The sequence below is a fragment of the Microbispora triticiradicis genome (assembly GCF_005864065.1).
GTDB lineage: Bacteria > Actinomycetota > Actinomycetes > Streptosporangiales > Streptosporangiaceae > Microbispora > Microbispora triticiradicis.
Genome location: NZ_VANP01000001.1, coordinates 193,642 through 209,048, shown reverse-complemented (window position 1 = coordinate 209,048; position 15,407 = coordinate 193,642). Strand labels below are relative to the sequence as shown.

Annotated in this window: 15 protein-coding genes; 9 read left to right on the top strand and 6 right to left on the bottom strand. The window is 72.0% G+C overall.

Annotated features, from left to right (window positions below; all coding sequences use genetic code 11):
- The first annotated feature begins 120 nt into the window (after nucleotides 1-120).
- Nucleotides 121-2,622 carry a DUF6185 family protein gene (locus FED44_RS00995; protein WP_244301714.1) on the top strand — a complete coding sequence of 834 codons (2,502 nt, stop codon included), beginning with the start codon at nucleotides 121-123 and terminating at the stop codon, nucleotides 2,620-2,622.
- Nucleotides 2,623-2,656: 34 nt separating this feature from the next.
- Here FED44_RS00995 and FED44_RS00990 read toward each other — a convergent pair whose 3' ends face one another.
- Nucleotides 2,657-4,489, bottom strand: a complete 1,833-nt coding sequence (locus FED44_RS00990; RefSeq protein ID WP_138459447.1) for a glycoside hydrolase family 6 protein — start codon at nucleotides 4,487-4,489, stop codon at nucleotides 2,657-2,659.
- A 246-nt stretch (nucleotides 4,490-4,735) separates the two neighbouring features.
- Nucleotides 4,736-5,572 carry an SAM-dependent methyltransferase gene (locus FED44_RS00985; RefSeq protein ID WP_138459446.1) on the bottom strand — a complete coding sequence of 279 codons (837 nt, stop codon included), beginning with the start codon at nucleotides 5,570-5,572 and terminating at the stop codon, nucleotides 4,736-4,738.
- A 97-nt stretch (nucleotides 5,573-5,669) separates the two neighbouring features.
- Here FED44_RS00985 and FED44_RS00980 point away from each other — a divergent pair, with 97 nt between their 5' ends.
- The 3 genes from FED44_RS00980 to FED44_RS00970 all read left to right on the top strand — a co-directional run bounded on the left by FED44_RS00980 (nucleotide 5,670) and on the right by FED44_RS00970 (nucleotide 7,879).
- Nucleotides 5,670-6,632, top strand: coding sequence for a carbamoyltransferase HypF (locus FED44_RS00980; protein ID WP_138459445.1), 963 nt, complete (start codon nucleotides 5,670-5,672; stop codon nucleotides 6,630-6,632).
- A 211-nt stretch (nucleotides 6,633-6,843) separates the two neighbouring features.
- Entirely contained in the window at nucleotides 6,844-7,233 is a 390-nt protein-coding gene (locus FED44_RS00975) for a hypothetical protein (protein WP_138459444.1), read from the top strand.
- Between the two features lie 181 nt (nucleotides 7,234-7,414).
- Entirely contained in the window at nucleotides 7,415-7,879 is a 465-nt protein-coding gene (locus FED44_RS00970) for a hypothetical protein (protein WP_138459443.1), read from the top strand.
- 186 nt (nucleotides 7,880-8,065) lie between these two features.
- Here FED44_RS00970 and FED44_RS00965 read toward each other — a convergent pair whose 3' ends face one another.
- A complete protein-coding gene (locus FED44_RS00965) occupies nucleotides 8,066-8,419 on the bottom strand; it encodes a hypothetical protein (RefSeq protein ID WP_111700609.1) in 354 nt (117 codons plus the stop codon).
- A gap of 259 nt (nucleotides 8,420-8,678) precedes the next feature.
- On the opposite strand from FED44_RS00965, the gene FED44_RS00960 reads away from it, so the two are divergent.
- Together FED44_RS00960 and FED44_RS00955 are read left to right on the top strand one after the other, a co-directional pair.
- Nucleotides 8,679-9,110, top strand: coding sequence for a hypothetical protein (locus tag FED44_RS00960; RefSeq protein WP_244301649.1), 432 nt, complete (start codon nucleotides 8,679-8,681; stop codon nucleotides 9,108-9,110).
- Between the two features lie 81 nt (nucleotides 9,111-9,191).
- The gene (locus tag FED44_RS00955; protein ID WP_138459442.1) at nucleotides 9,192-9,596 is read left to right on the top strand and encodes a hypothetical protein; all 405 of its coding nucleotides are present in this window, start codon (nucleotides 9,192-9,194) and stop codon (nucleotides 9,594-9,596) included.
- A gap of 4 nt (nucleotides 9,597-9,600) precedes the next feature.
- Here the strand turns inward: FED44_RS00955 and FED44_RS00950 are convergent, their stop codons facing one another.
- Nucleotides 9,601-9,954, bottom strand: coding sequence for a DUF742 domain-containing protein (locus FED44_RS00950; protein WP_111700611.1), 354 nt, complete (start codon nucleotides 9,952-9,954; stop codon nucleotides 9,601-9,603).
- Nucleotides 9,951-12,059, bottom strand: coding sequence for a sensor histidine kinase (locus FED44_RS00945; RefSeq protein ID WP_138459441.1), 2,109 nt, complete (start codon nucleotides 12,057-12,059; stop codon nucleotides 9,951-9,953). The genes FED44_RS00950 and FED44_RS00945 overlap by 4 nt, the downstream gene beginning before the upstream one ends.
- 174 nt (nucleotides 12,060-12,233) lie before the next feature.
- Here FED44_RS00945 and FED44_RS00940 point away from each other — a divergent pair, with 174 nt between their 5' ends.
- The 3 genes from FED44_RS00940 (at nucleotide 12,234) to FED44_RS00930 (ending at nucleotide 14,332) form a co-directional block, all read left to right on the top strand.
- Complete coding sequence (locus FED44_RS00940; protein ID WP_138459440.1) at nucleotides 12,234-13,220, top strand: EamA family transporter; 987 nt, start codon at nucleotides 12,234-12,236, stop codon at nucleotides 13,218-13,220.
- A gap of 70 nt (nucleotides 13,221-13,290) precedes the next feature.
- Nucleotides 13,291-13,905, top strand: a complete 615-nt coding sequence (locus FED44_RS00935) for a GntR family transcriptional regulator (protein ID WP_244301648.1) — start codon at nucleotides 13,291-13,293, stop codon at nucleotides 13,903-13,905.
- Nucleotides 13,906-13,960: 55 nt separating this feature from the next.
- On the top strand, nucleotides 13,961-14,332 hold the full coding sequence (locus tag FED44_RS00930) for a hypothetical protein (RefSeq protein WP_111700615.1): 372 nt from the start codon (nucleotides 13,961-13,963) through the stop codon (nucleotides 14,330-14,332).
- 10 nt (nucleotides 14,333-14,342) lie between these two features.
- On the opposite strand, the gene FED44_RS00925 is transcribed toward FED44_RS00930, so the two are convergent.
- A complete protein-coding gene (locus FED44_RS00925) occupies nucleotides 14,343-15,287 on the bottom strand; it encodes an LCP family protein (RefSeq protein ID WP_167521351.1) in 945 nt (314 codons plus the stop codon).
- Nucleotides 15,288-15,407: the final 120 nt, after the last annotated feature.

Genomic DNA, 15,407 nt, shown 5'->3' with positions numbered 1-15,407 from the left:
GGCCTCTGACGGCACGGCCGGCGACCGCACCGACATTCCGCCCTGGCTGTAACCAATGCCGCCTCCCGAGCGACTGATCCTTTGGAGCCCAATCGCGCGGGGAGGTCGGCTGTGCGGCAGATGACGACCGTCGTGGGAATGATCCCCGTCGCGATGGTGCTCAGAGTCGCCGTCCTGACGTCGGCGCTCCTCGCGGTGGTGGCTCTCGGTCCGCGCCCGGCGCTCGCCGCCGCTTCGGAGTGCGAGTTCGGGCCTCCCGGTTCCGCCTGGGTCGAGACGTCCGTGACCGTCGAGGAACGCGGCCACGACACCGCTGTGATGAGGAGCACGACGCGGGTCGGCGTGCCCCGCGACTGGCCGGGGGCCGCCGCCCTGTTCGCCGCCGACGGCGCCGACGGCTGCCTGCTTCTGGCCGGCGGTTCGTCGACGTCGACGGCCACGATGACGCCGGACGGCGCCGAGGTCGTGGTCCAGCGCACCCAGGAGACTCCTCTGCAGTCGTACGACATGGAGTGGGAGACGGAGGTCGCCGGGCTGTGGTCGAGCCGGACGTCCGGCCAGACCCGGTTCGTCGCGTTGCGGCTCTCACCGGCCGGTTTGCCGCCCGGGCTGGCCCGGGCGCGATGGCGGGCCGTGGCCGTGCGGGCGCCGGACTCCGAGGTGCGCGCAGTGATGCCCCTGCCGTCGGAGGTGCGGCCCGGTCACACATACGTGTGGCGGGACGCCGCCGCGCCACCGCGCGTCGAGGTCGCCCTCCGGATGTCCGCGCGGTCCGCGTTCCAGCGCTGGACCGGCTCTGGAGGACAGCAGGTGCTCACGGTCGCGACCTGCCTGGGCTTCGCGCTGCCGTACCTGCTGCTCGCCGGACTGCTCGTGCTGCTCGGCCGGCGCTCGGCCGACCGGGACGAGCGCGCCCTCGTAAGGATCGTTCTCGGCACCCTGGCGATGATCACCGCGGTGGAGGTGATCGCGGCCGTGCTCCTCCTCAGCGGGACGCTCTTCCTGGCCCACCTCATCGGCCTGACCGACGCGGGGGCCGTTCTCATCCTGGCGGCGCCGCTCGGCGCGGCCGCGTGGCGGCGGGCGCGTCCGCGAAGCCGGCGGGCCGGCCGGGCGCCCACCGGTGCCGGGCGCACCCGTTCAGGGCCCACCGGTCCGGCGTTCGCGGGAGTGGTGCTCGCGGGGGCGGCGCTCGTCGCCGTCAGCGGCTTCGCGCCCCTGGCCAGGCGGTACGTCCACGAGCAGGCGGCACCCGCGTGGATCGCATCGGCCGTCGCTACGGCGTCGCTGCTCACCGGAGCGGCGTGGGTGATCGCGGTGCGGGCGGCTCGCGTACCGGACAGGAGGACGCCCCGGGCCGTCCGCGCGCTGCTGCGATGGAGCGTCCCGGGGCTCGCGCTGACGACCCTGGCGTTCGTGGCCCACGCGGCCGTCACCGGCCTGCGGACCTGGGGATACCTGCCGGATGTCGTCGTTTCGCCCTTCTTTCTGCTGCGGAACCTCGCCTATCTGATGTGGCCGCTTGTGGTGCTCCTGCTTCTGCTGCTGCTGCGTCTGCACGGACGGCGCACGGAAGCCGTCGGGCCGCTCACCGCGTGGCTCGTCGCCTTCCTGTTCGTCGTGGGCACGATCAGATGGCCCAGCACGTACGCGGGGGTGCCCGTCCCGCTCGCCGCGCTCGCCGGTCTGACGGTGCTGTCTCTGCTGCTGCGGCTGACGCGACGGGCCGAGCCCGCGGACCCGGGCGTGTCGCGGCGGCGGCTCGCCGTGATCGTCGAGGAGCACCGGGCCCTGGAGGCGCGGGAGAAGGGCCTGCGCCGGCGCTGGGCCGCGGGAGACATGGACGACGCCGCCTACCACAGGGAGAACGAGCCGGTCGTGGAGCGCATCGGGCGGTTACGCGGGGAGATCGGCCTCGATCCCCGCAGAGAGGACGGCCTGACCCCGCTCGACCTCGCGCTGGCGCGCGGCCCGGGGAGCTCATGGTGGGCCAACGCGCGGCTCGCCTCGCGGTACGCGACCTACGTGGGCGCGCCCGCCGCCGTGTTCCTCATCTGGGCCACCTGGAGCACCGACAGCATGGGCCACGACGGCTGGCTCGACCGGCTCCGCGAGCCAAACGGGTTCTACGGGCTGGCCGGCGACCTGATCGGAGGGCTGCTGATCTGGCCGGTCGCCGGGTTCGTGCTGGGCGCGCTGTGGCGTCGCCTGCCCGGCAGGCGCGGTTACCTGAAGGGGGCCGTGCCCGTGCTCGCGTACGGCGCGGCCACCGGGGCGCACGCCGTGCTGAACAACCTCATCGGACAGGCCCCGGTGCGCGGTTCCCTCGTCCGGATCCTGCTGCTCTTCCTGGTCCTGACCGTGGTCGCCGTCCTCATGGACGCGCGCACGCTCCAGACCCGTCCGGGCGGCCTCGCGTCGCGGCTCACCCCCGTGGCCGTCGTCTACCGGCTCGGTACGGCGGGCAGCGGGATCGCGCTCATCGTCGCCCAGGCGGCGGCGATCCTGGGCCTGTGGACCCAGCTCAGGCACGGCATCGACATCACCTCCCAGGTCGACACCTCGACACAGGCGCCCCCGAGCACCGACGCCCAGTTGTTCCAGAGCCGTCCGGGCGGATAGCCGCCCGGACGTCTCGGGGGGCACCGGAGCGTGCTCAGAGGGCGGGGTAGGCGTTGTTCACCAGCATCACGAACTGCTCGTGGTGCCAGTCGCCGTAGAGCGGTGCGTTGGGAAGGGCGTTGGTCGGCCGTATCGTGTCCGACCAGGGCGTGAGGTTGCCCTTGGGGTCGCACACGCCGTCGAGCGGCTGGTCCGAGCCCGCGGGCGGAATCGGGCCGCCCGCTCCGTCCGACTCGCCGGGCCGCTTGATCCACAGGTAGGCGTCGACCCCGGGCACGGGCGCCGCGACCGGCCGCGTGCCCAGCCCCGCGCCGTTCTGGTTGCAGATGGCGCCCCGCGACGGGCGCCGGTCGACGCGGCTCTGGTCCACGTACGTGTTGAGGTCGAGCGAGGTGCTCACGGCCGTGGGCCTGCCCGGTCCGCCCCAGCCGTCGCGGGAGGTGTCGATCACCACGCCGAGCGAGCTCGGCAGGCCCTTGGCGACGAGGGCGGCGCGCATCGCGAGGGCGTAGTCCCGCTCGTCGAAGTGCGGGTTCCAGTCGTAGAACCTGCTCATGATGATCTGCTGGCCGGCCACGGTGCGGTTGGGGTCGGGCAGGAACGGTTCTGTGAGGGGGACGTAGTCGGCGACGTTCGTGGCGATGCCGTCGAGGCTGTTCGTCCCCGCCGCCGTGCCGCGCACGGTCTCGGTGATGAGGGTCGCCAGCTGCGTGAAGTTGGTGTCCCAGCCTGCGAGCGACGCGTTGCCGGCGTCCAGGTACGTGTAGACGTTGGGCAGCGGCGCGAACCTGTCGAGGGCGTACCGGATGCCCGCCGTGTACACGCCCGACTGCTGCGCCTGCACGCACCGCAGGGTGCCCGTGCCCACGATGAGGTCGATCAGTGCCTTCGGTTCGACGACCGTCGCGACGCGTAGGTTCCGGTACTCGGGCCTGGCGAGGAGGGCGGCGATGGCGTCGACGTACTCGGTCCTGTAGCGGTTGAGGCCGCCCTGCGCCTCGTGCAGCTCGGCGTTGGAGACCAGCGACCGGCAGTCGCGGTCGGGCAGGTCGTGCAGCACGAGCGTGACGTAGCCGGCGTTCTGCCGCACGGCCTCGTCGAGGTGGTCCTTGAGCGTCCTCGTCACGCCGGGGCCCCCGGTGACGTCGGCGATGCGGTCGAGCCAGACCGCGGTCGACGTCCTCTTCAGGCCGCGCATCCTGCCCGCGGTGGCGTCGTCCACCTTGGCGGCGGAGGACTCCACGTCGGCCGCCCAGTCCGGGTCGGCGTACCCGGTGACGCCGATGAACGGGTTGTCCACCGGAACGTCCGGGCTCGGGCTGACGCTCGGACTCGGTGAAGGGCTGGGTGAAGGGCTCGGTGAAGGGCTGGGTGAAGGGCTCGGTGAGGGGCTGGGCGAAGGGCTCGGGGAAGGACTCGGCGACGGGCTCGGAATGAGGATCACCTGGCACGGCACCCCGTTCACGGCGAAGTCCGTGGGCGGCGGGTTGCTTCCGGTCCAGGTGCCGTTGAAGCCGAGGTGGACGGATCCGCCGGAGGGCACCGAGCCGTTCCATGTCTCGCTCTCCGCGACGACGTGGTTGGCGGACTGGGTCCACCAGGCCGACCAGCCCTGCGTGAGCCTCTGGGAGCCTGGGAACGAGAACGTCAGCTTCCAGCCGTTCAGCGACTCGCCGGTGCTCGTGAGGGTGACGCCGGCCGTGAAGCCGCCCGAGCTCGTGCCCCATTGGGTGGTCGCGTAGGTCACTTTGCAGCCGACGGCGGCGTCGGCGGAGGTCGGGCCCAGGACGAGCCCCGCTCCGCCCAGGGCCGTGGCCGTGACGGCCGTCAGGAGTCCGCGTAGAAACCGGTTGCCGCCGAATGTCATGGGCGATCGTTCTCCAGGTGAGGTGAGCCGGGCGTGTCCCGGCGGCCGCTCCGGATGCCGGAGGGGCGCCGACGATCCCCAGACTCATCAATCGCCCGGCGCGTGTACACCGTCCGCGTCAGGGGAAAGCGCCCTTTCCGCAACGAACGGACGAGAGTGTGAGGGGACCTCGGAGAATCCGTACGAGACCCCTGCCGGCCCACTCCGGAGCCGGTGAAATATTCAGCGGCCGGGGCCGGCCGTCCGTCAGGGCTTGCGGCCGACGCCGCAGATCGCGTCCACGGCGCGGGGAGAGCTTTCGGCGTCCGCGACGTCGGGCCGCCAGCGGGGGATGGTGACCACTCCGGGGTCGACGAGCTCCAGGCCCTCGAAGAAGCGGGCGAGCGCCTCGGGGGCGCGCAGGTGGTAGGAACTCGCGGAGTTGGCGTTGTAGATCTCGATGGCCCGCACGAGCGCCTCGCTGGTGTCGGTGCCGTCGCTCACCGCCAGATAGCTGCCGGGCGGCAGGGCGTCGAGCAGGCGGGTCAGGACCGCCCACGGGTCCTCCTCGTCGCGAAGCTGCCCCAGGATCCCGAGCATCATCAACGCGACGGGCCGATCGAAGTCGAGCATGTTCCGGGCGGCGGCCAGGATCGTGTCCGTGTCGCGCACGTCGGCCTCGATGTAGTCGGTCCTGCCCTCCGGCGTGCTGGTGAGCAGCACCCGCGCGTGCACCAGGACGAGCGGGTCGTTGTCGACGTAGACGATCCGGCTCTCGGGGGCGACGCGCTGGGCGACCTGGTGGGTGTTGTCGGCGGTCGGCAGGCCGGTGCCGATGTCGAGGAACTGGCGCACACCCGCCTCGGCCGTCAGGTAGCGCACCGCGCGGACGAGGAAACGCCGCTGCTGACGGGCGATCCGGGCGATGTCAGGGAACATCCGCATGATCATGTCGCCGGCCTCGCGGTCGACGGCGTAGTTGTCCTTGCCGCCCAGGAGGTAGTTCCAGACGCGGGCCGAGTGCGAGGCGGAGGAGTCGATCGCGGGCGATCCTGGTCCGTCGGTCACCGTGGTTCTCCGGTCTGCTGTGCCGATCGAGATCATCAGTCTCGCGCCAGGGGTCGAGATGCGCAATATGTGACATCTGTGGCTATTGGTGTCTCTGGGATTAGTGTCGATCATCCGGGGCAGTGCGGACGCCATGGGCATCTTGACTTCTCCCGGCGGGCGGGCCGCCGGTGCTTCCGCGACGGCGGGAACCCTGCCGGTGGGCATCGACGGGTACGGCCTGGAGCACCGCATCTGCCCCGGCTGCGTACGCGACCTGTTCGACCCGCGCGGGCGCAGGCATCTCTACCCGCTGGTCCGTTGCCGTGAATGCGGGCCCCCCGCCGGCGAGCCGCGCGTACGGCCGCTCGCCCTGTGCGAGGACTGCCGGCGCGAGTGCGACCGGCCCGGTTCGCGGCGCGGCCCGGACGACGCCGCGGGATGCGCGGCCTGCGGCCCCGCGCTGCGCTGGGACGGGCTGCTCGGCCGGGACGCACTGGCGGAGGCGGTCGCGGTGATCGAGGCCGGGGGAGTCGTGGCGCTCAGGGACGGTTTCGCCGATCAGATCGTCTGCGACGCCGGGGCCGAGCCCGCGCTCGCCCGGATGGACGGCGCGCCGGGTCCGGTCCGCGTGCTGGTGCGGCACGTCTCGGCGGCCCGGGAGCTGGCGAACCTGTCCTTCCTCGACATCCGCGCGCTCGCCGAGCGCTCCCAACCGGCCACACTGGTCCGGCTGCGCGAGCCGCGACTGCCCCGGGCGGTGCGCCGGGCGACGCCCGACGTCGACCTCTTCCTGCCCCGCACTCCGCTGCAGCATCTGCTCACGTCGCGCTTCGAGGGCCCGCTCGCTGTCTGGGACCGATGCGGCGAGCGGGAACTGCCGTACGACGGAACGCTGACCGTGGGCCTCGACCTGGGCCTCGATCTGAGCGTCGATCTGAGCGTCGGTCTGAGCGTCGGTCACGGGCTCGATCAAGGGACGGGTCTTCCGGCGCGGCCCGCCGCCACGGCGCTGCCGACGTCTTCGCCGGCGTGGCCCGTGTGGACGTCTCCGAGGCAGGACGGCAGGCCGGACCCGTCGCCCGCTCCCGTGTCACCGGTCGCCCAGGTGTCGTAGAAATGGTGATTCTGCGCGTATTTGCCGGATAAGCGGAATTGCGGCAAAAGCTGAGTCATCATCCATGCCGCGCTTGGCAGGGCCGGAACCGAGGCCATCGAATGGGGTATGAGGGCATCGTTGCTTATGTCCACGACGAGACCCGTCGCCGGATGGCCTTGGTGAGTAGGTGCGTTTCCAGATGTCCCGCGACTGTACGGCCCCTTCGCGAATGATTCCGGCACTCGCGGCCGGCCGCCTGACACTGGCCGTCCTCGTGGCCGCGCTCGCCTCGGCCGCCACCGCGCGGGAGGCGAGTGCGAGCACGGCTCCGCTGCGCCCGGGCGTGGTGACGCACGCCGCCGGACACGGACGTGGGCACGGAGGCGGTGAGGGGCAGGTGGCGGCCGGAGGGGTGGCCACGGCCAGGCAGTTCGGCTCCGGGAACGGCAGGTTCAACCAGAATCTCAACGGCGTCTACAGCCCGACCTTCATGATGGGCCAGCAGCAGACCGGCATCACGGTCGGCGGCCGCATCAACACCCAGGGCGCCTTCTGCGGCCCCGGCCCGAAGCGTTGCAAGATCTGGCAGAACATGCCGGTCAACGCCTTCGGCTGGTGACGTTTCCCGCCGCGCGTCGGCCGCGAATCGATCGACCGGACCGTGCGCCGACGAATATGGCAATGATGGCGTAAGACGCCGCGCGTGCCGGACGCTGGGAAAAGGCGGATCACTAGCCTGAGTAACGGCCCCGCACGAGGAGGGGCCGCAGGAGCGGTCCGGCTGACGGGAGCGGCGCGCGATGAGGTGTCGGTGGTACGGCAGGCCGGTTCTGCGGAGCGGTCCGGGGCTTCTCGCCTGTGCGTCGCTCGTGCTGACTCTCGCCGTCGCGGCGCCCGCCGCCGCTGCGGCCGGTCATCCGCGGGAGTCGCACCGGGACCGGGGAGCGTCGGCGGGAAGGGATGAGGCGCGGCCGGCGCTCTCGGCGTCGAGCCCCATCAGCAACCGGGGCACCCAGCAGGTCTCCGTCAACGTCGCGAACGAGGGAATCGGCATCCAGAACGCGTTGTGCCGGGGGAGCCGGGCGTGTGACATCGCCCAGGTGCTCGCCGCGCCTTCCGGGGAGGACCCGCCCGCCGGGCACCCCGCCCCGCGGGCGCTCTCGCGTCCCAAGACCATGGCCCGCCGGGCCGCCCACGCCCTGACGCACACTCTGACGCACACGGCGGCGCACGCCGGAAGGCGCATGTCCCACGCCTCGCGGTGAGCCTCCCGGCGCGGTCCGCGCCCGCTCTGGCGCATGCGGGAAGACGCCTGTCACGCGCCCGGGTTGATTCACTGCGGTGCGGCTCCGCGCCCCGCCGGTGGCCTGTCCTGGAGTCGGGCCTGCGCCGGTTCCTCGGCGCGGGCCGCGTCCGCGGCGCGCTGTGTGGCGCGCCGCGGGCGGGCCATGTCAGCTGGTGTACGCGCAGATGGCGTAGACGCTGATGCCCACGCTGTCGTAGCGGGGCTGCCGGCCGAGGGCGATCCAGCCGGTGCCGTCGGCCGTGGGGAAGCTGCCCACGAGGACGGCGTCGTTGCCCTGCGCCTCGCCGCCGCCGCCCACGACCCGCTTGCCGGCCGGGCAGTACACGGTGCGCCGGGTGAAGTTCGGCACGTTCGCGTTGGGCAGGGCGACGACCTGGTAGCCGGTGAACGCCGACCCGGAGGGGTCGGTCGGTCCGGTGCCGGCCAGGGCGGCCGCGCTCGTACCCGTCAGTCCGGCGAGAACCAGGGCGCCAGTCGTGACTGCGTGAACAAATCGCACGTAAAAGCTCCGTTGTGTCGAGAATGACCGGATTTGGACCGAGGAAAATGAGTTTGAACGGCGGAAGGCCGTCCCCTTCGGTTCCGGGACCACATCTACCCGCGATCTTCTTCGACCACACTAGGCAATATTCCGTTTACCCAACGTGGCGACTTCTCCGATCTCACAATGACGTGAGGTCACGGTCGTCCATTGTGGTCCGGCGGGGCACCTGGGGCGGATTGTCGCTCGTGGGTACGTTCCTCCTCGGGGGGATCGCATGAGAAAGATCGTCGCTGTCTCCGTGCTCGCCGCCATGACGACGCTCGGCACGGCCGCCGCGGTCGCGGCGGTCGCCGCCGGGACCGGCGTACGCCCGGGGACCGGCCTGCGCAGCGCGTACCGGCAGGCTCCCGCGCCGCCCGAGGGAGGGATCGAGCGGCAGGAGGTCAGCCAGGAGCAGTACGACGTCCTCGTCGGCCAGTGCCGGTACCCGAAGACGGGGCAGGCGCGTGCGCGGTGCCGGGCGCAGGTGCGCGCGAAGTACGTCGTGGGGGCGTTCAACCCCGCCCTCGACTGCCGCACGTACTCCGGGGTCTCCGTCTGCGGGCCCCTCGAACTCAGCGCCGCCCAGCGGGCGTGCGTGGAGGAGTCGGTGGGCGGCGGGCTGACCCGCCGGCGTGCGGAGGTCGAGTGCTATGCCTTCCGCTGACGACGGTTTCCCCTGGGGAAATTTCCGGGCCAACCTAAATATTCGGCCAAACCGCTACCGGCGGTGATCTACCCTGCGGGGGTGGACGCCAAAAGTCAGGGCGCCGCCGAGCTTCTGCGGGCGTTGCAGCGCACGGCGGCGCGGTTCAGCGAGATGGGACGGTCCCTCTCCCGTGACTTCTTCCCCCATGTCCGCGTCGAGATCATCTCCGACCTGGCCGGGCCCGCCGTACGGCTCGGCGTGGCGCTGGAGCTGCCCGGGCACGACCTCGTGTTCGAGACCGCCGTCACGGTCGGCGACGGCGCGTTCGGCGTGCGGGGCGAACTCGTGCTGGACGGAGAGGAGGCGATCCTGGTCCTGCCGCCCGTCGAGATCGCCGATCCGGTGCAGTGCGCGGCCCTGCTGGACCGGTACGCCGACGAGCTGACGACCCCGGCCCGCTGGCACGTGCAGCGCCTCGTGGAGTCCTGCGCGACGGACTCCTGAGGCGTCACAACGCCTGCAGCCCCTGGATGACCTCGCGCAGGAGACGCTCCTCGGGCAGCTGGGCCACGGTCGCCGGCGGCCGTGCCGTGATCAGCCCCTGGTCGCGCAGGTCGCTCAGCAGGATGCGTACGACGTTCAGCGAGAGGCCCAGCTCCGAGGCCAGGTCGGCCACGGAGGAGGGCCCCCGGCACAGCTGCAGGATCCGCCAGTGCTCGGGGGCCAGACCGGAGACCCCGCGGTACGCCGCGGGGGCCGTCCTGATGATCGTCATCAGGTCGAACTCCGGCCCCGTCGGACGGGTGCGTCCCCGGGTGATCGTGTAGGGGCGCAGCAGGGGCCCCTCCTCCTGCTCGGTCACGAGTCCTCCTGGGCGCGCTGCCAGCCGGACCGGAACGAGGAGAACACGTCGCTCCGCTCCTCCCTCGGATCCTCCCTGAGCTGCGGAGCGATGTTGGCCTGGCGTACCCGTTTGGGCAGCGAGCCGTGGTCGCCGCCGACCGGCGGCGTGAGGGCGAGCGCCGGGGCGACGTGCTCCGGCTGAGAGAGAGGCTCCACCACCGGCTCGTGGATCCCGCCCTCCACCACGACCTCCTGCGGGAGCAGCAGGACGGCGCTCGTCCCGCCGTACGGCGAGCTGCGCAGGGAGACGCGGATGTTGTGCCGCCGGGCCAGCAGGCCCACCACGAACAGGCCGAGCCGGTCGCTGTCGGCGAGGTCGAACTCCGGCGGGTCGGCGAGGCGTTGGTTGAGTCGCTCCAGCTCCTCCGGAGGAATGCCGAGCCCGCGGTCCTCGACCTCCAGCGCGAAACCGCGGCCGACCACCTCGCCCCGGACGTGCACCCGGGTGTGCGGCGGGGAGAAGACGGTGGCGTTCTCGATCAGCTCGGCCAGCAGGTGGATCACGTCGGTGACGCTGCCGCCGGCGAGGGAGTACCCGTGCGGCACGGTCACGTCCACCCGCAGGTAGTCCTCGACCTCCTCGATCGCGGCGCGCACCACGTCGTACAGGCGGACCGGGTTGCGCCAGCCGCGCCCGGGCACCGCCCCGGACAGGATGATCAGACCCTCCGCGTGGCGGCGCATGCGGGTGGTGAGGTGGTCCACCCCGAACAACCGCTCCAGCAGGTCGGGGTCGGCGATCTCCTTCTCCAGGCTGTCGAGCATGCCGAGCTGGCGCTGCAGCAGCGACTGGCTGCGGCGGGCCAGGTTGAGGAAGACCTTGTTGACGCCCTTGCGCAGCTCCGCCTGGCCCACCGCCGCCTCCACGGCGGTCTGCTGCACGGAGGTGAACGAGTTGCCCACGTTCTCGACCTCGACCGTGTCGCTGCGCCCCACCACGGGCGGCGTCTCCGCCGCCATGTCGACGTCGTCGCCGCGCCGCAGCCTCCGCACGAGGTCGGGCAGGCGCCGCTCGGCGAGGTCGCGGGCCGCGCGGTGGAGGGCGGTGAGCTCGCCGGTCAGCGTGCGGGCGAACCGGAAGGAGACGAACAGGGTCGCGAGCACCGCGGCCAGGCCGAGGCCGCCGACGATCCCGATGCGCCAGAGCACCGCCTGCGCCAGCGGCATGGCCCGGGCGGCGGTCATGTCGGCCGCGACGTTGGTCGTCTCGGTGAGCTGGCTGGTCAGGGCCTGGGCCGTCGTCGGCCAGGCGATCGCGTCGGGGGGCAGCGGCTGCCCGGGCCGCACGCTGGCGATCACGTCGTTCTCCAGCGAGAGGAACGCCGAGTAGACGGGGGCGGCGTTCAGGGCGCCGAACTGCTTGAGCAGGGTGGCGTCGAGCTGGCTGGTGCCGAGCTGGTAGAGCAGGCGGCGCTTGCCGACCATGCCGGAGAAGGCGTCCCGCTCGTCCTGCGACATCCGTCCGGCCGCCTGCGCGCCCAGCACGAGCGCCGACTGCTGGCTCACCACCTCGCGGCTGCGGACGAGGAGGATGAGCGCCTTGGTCTGCGCGACGATGTCGATGTCGGGCGAGATCATGAGCCGGTCGTAGACCTGGTGGGCGGTCTCGATGACCGAGCTGTACTCCTCGATCGCCTCAAGGCGGGTCAGCGTGTGGTCGTCGATCTGGCCGCGCAGGACGTCGAGCCCGCGGACCTGCCGGATCAGGTCCTGGACCCGGCTCCACATGGCGGGCGGCGTCTCGTCCCGGGCCTGCGCCGACAGGCGGGTCATGTCGGCCGCCCAGCCGTCGGTCCTGCGCCGCTGACCCTGGAGGTCGGTACGCAACGAGGTGGTGCGCCACGCGAGGTAGCTCACGGACACGAACCGCTCGGTCTGCAGTGCGTTGATCGTCTCGCTGACCGGATAGACGACGTTGTCGTACACCTTCTGGATGCGCAGGAGCTGCTGCCCCTGCTCGATCGTCACGGTGGCGGCGAACCCCCAGATCACCACCAGAGCGGTCACCGGCACCAGCAGGATCGCGAAAATCTTGAAGCGAATGGACCGTTTCCGACCAGCCATGGCCCCGCCCGTCGGTTACACACATGTTAATTAGTGGCGAAACCCTAGCAATCCGTGAGACGGCCCACCAGGGATCGTTCCTAACGACTTGGGCCACAGCCCCGTATCAGGACAGTCTCGACGTTGAGGGGCAAAGACCTTGCCGATTCTGTCTGATTGTCAGACAATCGAGCCATGTACTCGCGATCCGGTCCGCTCGCCGTCGTCGCCGCGGCCGTGCTGTGGGGGACCGCGGGCACCGCGGGAGCCCTCGCCGCCGCCGACTCCGTCTCTCTGGCCGCCGCTCGCCTGGTGCTGGGCGGCGCCGTGCTGGCCGCGCTGGCGATCTCCGCGCGCCGCAGCTCCCTCCGCTCGCGCCCTCTGGACCGTTCCCGCGAGCACGTACGGAGCGCCGGGCGAAATCTGGCGCAGTCGGTCCGCGCGCACTGGACACTGGCTCTGGGGGCCGCGGCCGTGGCGGCCTACCAGCTCTGCTACTTCGCCGCGGTCCACCGTACGGGGGTCGCGATCGGCACGGTGGTGGCCATCGGCAGCGGCCCGGTCTTCACCGGGATCCTGTCCTGGCTCGTGGGGCACGAGCGGCCGAGCGGGCGCTGGGCCCTCGCCACGGCCGCCGCCGTCGCCGGATGCGCGGTGCTCGTCACCGGCGGGAGAGCCGGAGGGGAGGCCGGCGGCGCCGACGCCGCGGGGATCGGGCTCGCTCTGCTCGGCGGGCTCCTATACGCCTTCTACGCGGTCGTCGCGTCCCGCGCGATCGGCGGGGGGACGGATTCGGGGACCGTCATGGGCGTGCTCTTCGGCGGCGCGGCCGTCCTCATGCTGCCGGTCCTCGTGCTGAGCGGCCCGGTGTGGCTCGCCCGGCCGGGCGGCCTGCTGACCGCGCTCTATCTCGGCTGCGCCACGACGGCCCTCGCCTACCTCCTGTACGGCCGGGGCCTGCGCACGACCCCCGTGGCCACGGCGGCCACGCTCGCGCTGGCCGAACCGGCCGTCGCGGCCCTGCTCGGCGTCGTGGCGCTGCGCGAGCACCTGTCCGCGGTCTCGTGCGCCGGCCTGGCGCTGCTCGCCGCGGGCCTCGCCGTGGTCGCCCTGCCCGCCCGCGCGCGCACTCCGGACGTCCCCGTGCCGGGGACGCCGAGGGCGACGGCCGGGCGGCACTGACGGGCTCGGCCGACGGGCCCGGCCCGGCGAGTAGGCCCGGCGAGTAGGCCCGATGAGTAGGCTCGGCCCCGTGACCACCCTGAGGCCCGTCTCCACCGTCGAGGCGCTCGCCGCCGCGCTGCGCGAGCGGGTGCTGTCGGGGGACGTCGAGCCGGGAGCGGCGCTGCCCGAGCAGGAGTTGTCCGCCCGGTACGGCGTGGCCCGCCCCACGGTCAGGGAGGCGCTGGCGCTCCTCGTCCACGAGGGGCTGCTGCGGCGCGAGCGCAACCGCAGCGCGTACGTCCCGGTGATCACCCCCGCCGACCTGGCCGACCTCATGTACGTCAGGAGGCCGCTGGAGGAGCTCATGGCCGAGGCGGTGGCCGGTCGCCGGGTGGGCGCCGCGGAGGAGGCGCTGGGCCGTCTGTCCGGCCTGCCGCATGGCGCGCCGTGGGCGAGTGTGGTGGCCGAGCACATGGCGCTGCACGAGGCGCTCGTCGCCGCCGCCGGGAGTCCTCGCCTGGAGCGTCTGTACGGCACGCTGGCGGCCGAGACGCGGCTCGGTCTCGTCCGGCTCAGGCACGCGTACGAGGACCCTCGTGAGCTCGCGGCCGAGCACGCGGCGCTGCTCCGCGCGATCGCGGAGGGACCGGCCGAGGCGGCCGTACGGGCGGTGCGCGACCATCTGCGGTGGCGGCACGGCTGAGCGCGCTTCTGAACGGTCTTGCACGGGGCCGCTGTGAGTCGTCACAATCGCGCCCATGCACGGCAACCCAGTGCCGGACACCTATGTGTACGTCACCGAAGAAGGCGTGACGCGTCACTATGCCGACGGCAGCGTCGAGGCTCTCGCATGGGAGGACGTCGTCGAGGTCCGCGTCGGCGGTCACGATCGCCGGGATCCGTCCGGTCAGCCGGACGACGTCTTCATCGTCCTGCTGGACCGGGAGGGCGAGGGCTGCGTGGTCCCGCACTCGGCGACCGACGCGAGCTTCCTCGCCCGGCTGCGGTACCTGCCGGACTTCGACCTCGACCGGCTGAGCACGGCGGTGGCCGGCGCGCGCGCCGACTACGTCGTGGTGTGGCGCAGCCCGGAGCCGCCCTCGCCCCTGCCCGACCTGGAGTACGACTGAACGAGCGGGGTCACCTGACGAAGGAGGACTCGTTCAGCCCGCCCCGGTCGGCGAAGTAGCGCTCCAGCGTGTCGTTCCGCAGGGCGTCGGTGAGCTTGGCGCCCTCCTTCGCGTTCAGGCGGACGACGCTCGCCCCCTTGACCGTGCCCGTGCCGGCGACGGGGTAGGTGGCCGACAGCAGGTCGCCGCCGCGTATGTCGCGGAGTTCGAGCGCCAGGCCCCTCAGGGTCTTCATGTCCACCCCGGCGTCCACCGACAGGGATCGCGTCAAAGCCTGGAGGAACTTGTCCACTGCGAACGGATTGGTCAGCATTCCCTTGCTGACCACCTTTTCGGCCACCGCCCGTAAGAAGGCCTGCTGCCGTTTAATGCGGTCGAAATCCCCACCGGGTAGTCCGTAACGCTGGCGGACGAATAGCAACGCGCGCTCGCCCTCCAGATGTACGTTTCCTTGCGGCCAGGTAATTTTGTTCGCGGGGTCGTGCACCTGGCGGGCCACATAGACGTCGACGCCGCCCAACGCCGTGCTCATGTCGATGAAGCCGTCGAAATCCAGCGCGACGAAGTGGTCGATCCGGACCTTGACCAGTCGCTCCACCGTCCGGACGAGCAGGCGCGGGCCGCCGTACGCGTAGGCTGCGTTGATCTTGTCGTGCCCGTGGCCCGGGATGGTCACATACGAGTCACGAGGTATGCCGATCAGGAAGATTCGCTTCCGGTCGGCGGGGACATGCGCGATCATCAGGCTGTCCGACCGCTGGAAGCCGCTCTCCCCCGGCCGCTTGTCCGCGCCGACGACCAGCCAGTTCTGGGCGGTTCCAATGGCTCTGGCCGGTCGGTCCGACTCCTCGGGGAACACCTGCTGCACCCGCCGGAGGTTGGCGTCGTACACGTGCTGGCGCTGCATCAGCACCGCGAAGAGGGCCGCCGGCGGGAGGAGGAGCGCGAGGGTCACGGCGATCAGCACCTTGCGCCGGCGCGACGTCCGCGGCGGTGGAGTCACTGTGAGAGGTAACTGACCGGATGTCGTCACGAGTCGTCCAATGCTCGGTTCCACGCGGCGGACGTGTTCCGA

Excerpts from the sequence above, each read along its gene's own strand:
- FED44_RS00940 (WP_138459440.1), top strand. The coding sequence starts at position 12,234 with ATGTACTCGCGATCCGGTCCGCTCGCCGTCGTCGCCGCGGCCGTGCTG.
- FED44_RS00995 (WP_244301714.1), top strand. The coding sequence starts at position 121 with ATGACGACCGTCGTGGGAATGATCCCCGTCGCGATGGTGCTCAGAGTC.
- FED44_RS00970 (WP_138459443.1), top strand. The coding sequence starts at position 7,415 with ATGAGGTGTCGGTGGTACGGCAGGCCGGTTCTGCGGAGCGGTCCGGGG.
- FED44_RS00990 (WP_138459447.1), bottom strand. The coding sequence starts at position 4,489 with ATGACATTCGGCGGCAACCGGTTTCTACGCGGACTCCTGACGGCCGTC.
- FED44_RS00985 (WP_138459446.1), bottom strand. The coding sequence starts at position 5,572 with ATGATCTCGATCGGCACAGCAGACCGGAGAACCACGGTGACCGACGGA.
- FED44_RS00975 (WP_138459444.1), top strand. The coding sequence starts at position 6,844 with ATGATTCCGGCACTCGCGGCCGGCCGCCTGACACTGGCCGTCCTCGTG.
- FED44_RS00930 (WP_111700615.1), top strand. The coding sequence starts at position 13,961 with ATGCACGGCAACCCAGTGCCGGACACCTATGTGTACGTCACCGAAGAA.
- FED44_RS00960 (WP_244301649.1), top strand. The coding sequence starts at position 8,679 with ATGAGAAAGATCGTCGCTGTCTCCGTGCTCGCCGCCATGACGACGCTC.
- FED44_RS00945 (WP_138459441.1), bottom strand. The coding sequence starts at position 12,059 with ATGGCTGGTCGGAAACGGTCCATTCGCTTCAAGATTTTCGCGATCCTG.
- FED44_RS00980 (WP_138459445.1), top strand. The coding sequence starts at position 5,670 with ATGGGCATCTTGACTTCTCCCGGCGGGCGGGCCGCCGGTGCTTCCGCG.